At 70.2% G+C, this 2,600-nt stretch carries 4 protein-coding genes and 1 pseudogene; 1 reads left to right on the top strand and 4 read right to left on the bottom strand.

Features of this window, described 5'->3' with window-relative positions:
• The 3 genes from ACLZN2_RS50880 to ACLZN2_RS50870 all read right to left on the bottom strand — a co-directional run.
• The coding region (locus tag ACLZN2_RS50880) for a hypothetical protein (protein ID WP_416987084.1) at nucleotides 1-185 on the bottom strand (185 nt) is incomplete at its 3' end.
• Nucleotides 186-301: 116 nt separating this feature from the next.
• Entirely contained in the window at nucleotides 302-1,144 is an 843-nt protein-coding gene (locus tag ACLZN2_RS50875) for a hypothetical protein (protein ID WP_416987082.1), read from the bottom strand.
• A 25-nt stretch (nucleotides 1,145-1,169) separates the two neighbouring features.
• Nucleotides 1,170-1,763, bottom strand: coding sequence for a hypothetical protein (locus tag ACLZN2_RS50870; RefSeq protein WP_416987081.1), 594 nt, complete (start codon nucleotides 1,761-1,763; stop codon nucleotides 1,170-1,172).
• A 160-nt stretch (nucleotides 1,764-1,923) separates the two neighbouring features.
• Between ACLZN2_RS50870 and ACLZN2_RS50865 the strand changes: the two genes are divergently transcribed.
• Entirely contained in the window at nucleotides 1,924-2,322 is a 399-nt protein-coding gene (locus ACLZN2_RS50865) for a hypothetical protein (protein WP_416987079.1), read from the top strand.
• A gap of 35 nt (nucleotides 2,323-2,357) precedes the next feature.
• Here ACLZN2_RS50865 and ACLZN2_RS50860 read toward each other — a convergent pair.
• Nucleotides 2,358-2,600, bottom strand: a pseudogene (locus ACLZN2_RS50860) (hypothetical protein); the annotation flags it as partial.

The raw sequence follows: 2,600 nt of genomic DNA, 5'->3' as shown, positions 1-2,600 counted from the left end.
AGGGATGCGGGGTGGGCGGCTGTGTCGCGGTACGCCAGGCCCTTGCGTTCCAGGGCGTGCCACGTGGTGATCGCGATGTGTGACGAGGTCTGGGTGTCCACGTACGGCGAGCCGTTGTTCCGCTGCCGGATCCGGCTGGGTGTCCGGGCGAGGACCCGCAGGGCGGCGCGCTGCTGCCACGTCATACGGCGTGCGATGGCGGACAGCTCGGCAGCCGAGAAGGGCGGTTCGGCAGGACCGCAGGGTTGGGTGTCGCTGTGCCCGGTGGAAGAAGATGGCGGGCCAGGCGGGTTGGTGCTGGTCATCGAGTACGTCCCGCGGCCTGTTTCGCTGCTGGTGGCGTCACCGCCGCTGTTCGGGTGGGGGCCGTGGTGGGCTTGTGATGGGCAAGGGCACGGTGGCCTTCGGCGGTGACCTGGAGGCGCTGGCCCTGGTGCAAAGGCGTCGTGGTGTCCACAGCGACGAGTCCTCGCTTGATCAGGGCGTTGAGCGTGGCGACGTTCACGGTGGCCCGGTCCTTGTCGATGGCCTTGAGCACGCCGTATCGGCTGATCACATAACGGGTGCCGCCGCCTGCGGACAGCCGGGCGAGGGCGGCGTACTGGCTGTCCGTGATCTTCTGCGGCGGGGTCGCCTGGCTCTGGTTCTGTTCGGCGTGCTGCTTCAGGTCCCGGGTGATGCCGCTGGCGAGGTAGTAGCAGCCGGTGTGGGCCAGGTCGAGCTGGTGGGCGGCATCCGCAAGGTGCCCCGCCATGGCCGGGACCGCCTCCGCGTGCCGTGCCTGGCGCACGGCCGCTTCATCGGCCGGCGGGCCGGGGAACGCGGCGCCCTCCAGCGGATTGGCCTCCAGCGCGCAGGCCAGGTCGGATGCTGCGATGCTGGCGGCCAAGACGACGGAGGCCAGCGCCTCCAGAGACGGGCGGCTGCCGGGGACAGCGGTGTACTGGCTGCCGTCGAGAGCGGCGAGGCGTTCCATGGCGCGTTGGACCAGCCCATGGGTGGCCCCAATCTTCGACGTGAGCTGCTGCCGGGCGTCGGTGCCCGGGGTGAGGGCGATTGAGCGGATCTCGCTGTGCAGGTCCTCGAAATCGCTGCCGAGCTGCCGCAGGCGGGCGATCTCGGCGTTCAGATCGATCTGTTGCATGGTGCTGTTCCGGGGGAAGTGGTGGTCAGCGGCGGCGCCGCTGGGCCTGGTCCGGGGGCAGCGTTGGCGCGGACGGAGGGCGAGAGGGCGCGGGCGGGACGTCCTGGAGGGTTGGGATCCCGAGGTCGACGCGGACGCGGACGCCGTAGGAGTAGAGGTGGGTCTCGGTACGGACGACCGCATGCACGGCGTCGGCTTCGCTCAGCCCGGCAGGCAGCGTGTACTCCTGCGACACCTTGGTGGGCGTGAAGCCGTTCTCGGCGAGGACATCGCCGGCGCGGTCCGTGTGGGCGGTGGCGGTGACTGTGCCGTCGTGGAAGCGGATGGTTGCCTCGGGCTCGACGCCGTTGGTGCTGGGGTGGTGCGTGGTCCAGGCCAAGTCGACGAGATCCATGGTGTGGGCCATGAGCCCGTAGGCCGCGATACCGGCGCGTTCGTGCGCGTCCTCGCCGGTCTGGGGTGGCAGGAGGTAGAGCGTGCGGCCCTGGTGCTCGCGGGCGGTGAATCCCGCCCCGGTCAGCATGCGGGCGGCGTTGCGGATGGGGCGGTTGACGATGACGAAGGTCCATCCGTCGTCGGTCGAGCCGATGAAGATGTCGTGGTGGTCGGTGATGGCCATGGCAGTCCGGGTGGTGGGGTCAGCGGCGGGGCGGGCGCGGCAAGTTGCGCGCCGCTATGGGCGGTTGTGGAGTGGGGCCTTGGGCTTCGGGCGTGAGGTTGAGACCGGTCAGTGAGGCACGGGCCTCGTCCAGGGCCTGGTGGGCGTGGCTCAGGTATGCGTGCAGGTCTCGGTGGCGGTCGATCGCGCCGAGTTGCCGGTCGAGAGTGATAGGGACGCCGGGTTGAGCGAGTACGACGAGCGGGGTGAGTGCCAAGGTGTAGTGGGCCAGGGCACGGCCGACATGTCCTGCGGTCTGAGTGAGGATTTTGGCCGAGTGGCCGGTGGAGGAGGTGTTCTGCTTCTGGGCGAGGTGGTGGTGGGCGTCTGCGGCGAGTCGGATGGCGAGGTGGCCGAGGAGGTCGATGTGGCGCAGGGCGGTGAAGAAGCCACCGGGTCCGCCGGCGACGCGATGTTCGCGGATGTCGGCGATGACCGCGTCGAGCGCATCGTGGGGAGTCAGATCGTCGAGATCGCAGGGTTCGTACGGGGCGATGAGCCGTTTCCTGATGGAAGTTGAGGAAGAACAGGGCGCTCAGGACCGGGGCACGGTTCCTAGGCAGCGGGCCCGAAGTCGCTCTGCTTCGGCGCTGCCTTGGCTACGGCGCGGGCAGTGATGGCCTTTGAGGCGCGGGCGGAGGCGGCGGCCAGCTCGTCGGCGCCGGGCTCCAGGTACCAGGGGCGCAGGTCGAGCATGGCGGCGCGCATGCCGGTGGCGAAGCAGAGCGCGGTGCCCTTGGGCAGGGCGCGGATCGCGTCGGCGGGCAGGATCCGCTCCTGCCGCATCGACACGGAGGT

The sequence above is a fragment of the Streptomyces sp. T028 genome (assembly GCF_048159505.1).
GTDB lineage: Bacteria > Actinomycetota > Actinomycetes > Streptomycetales > Streptomycetaceae > Streptomyces.
This window is presented reverse-complemented; position numbering and strand designations above follow the sequence as displayed.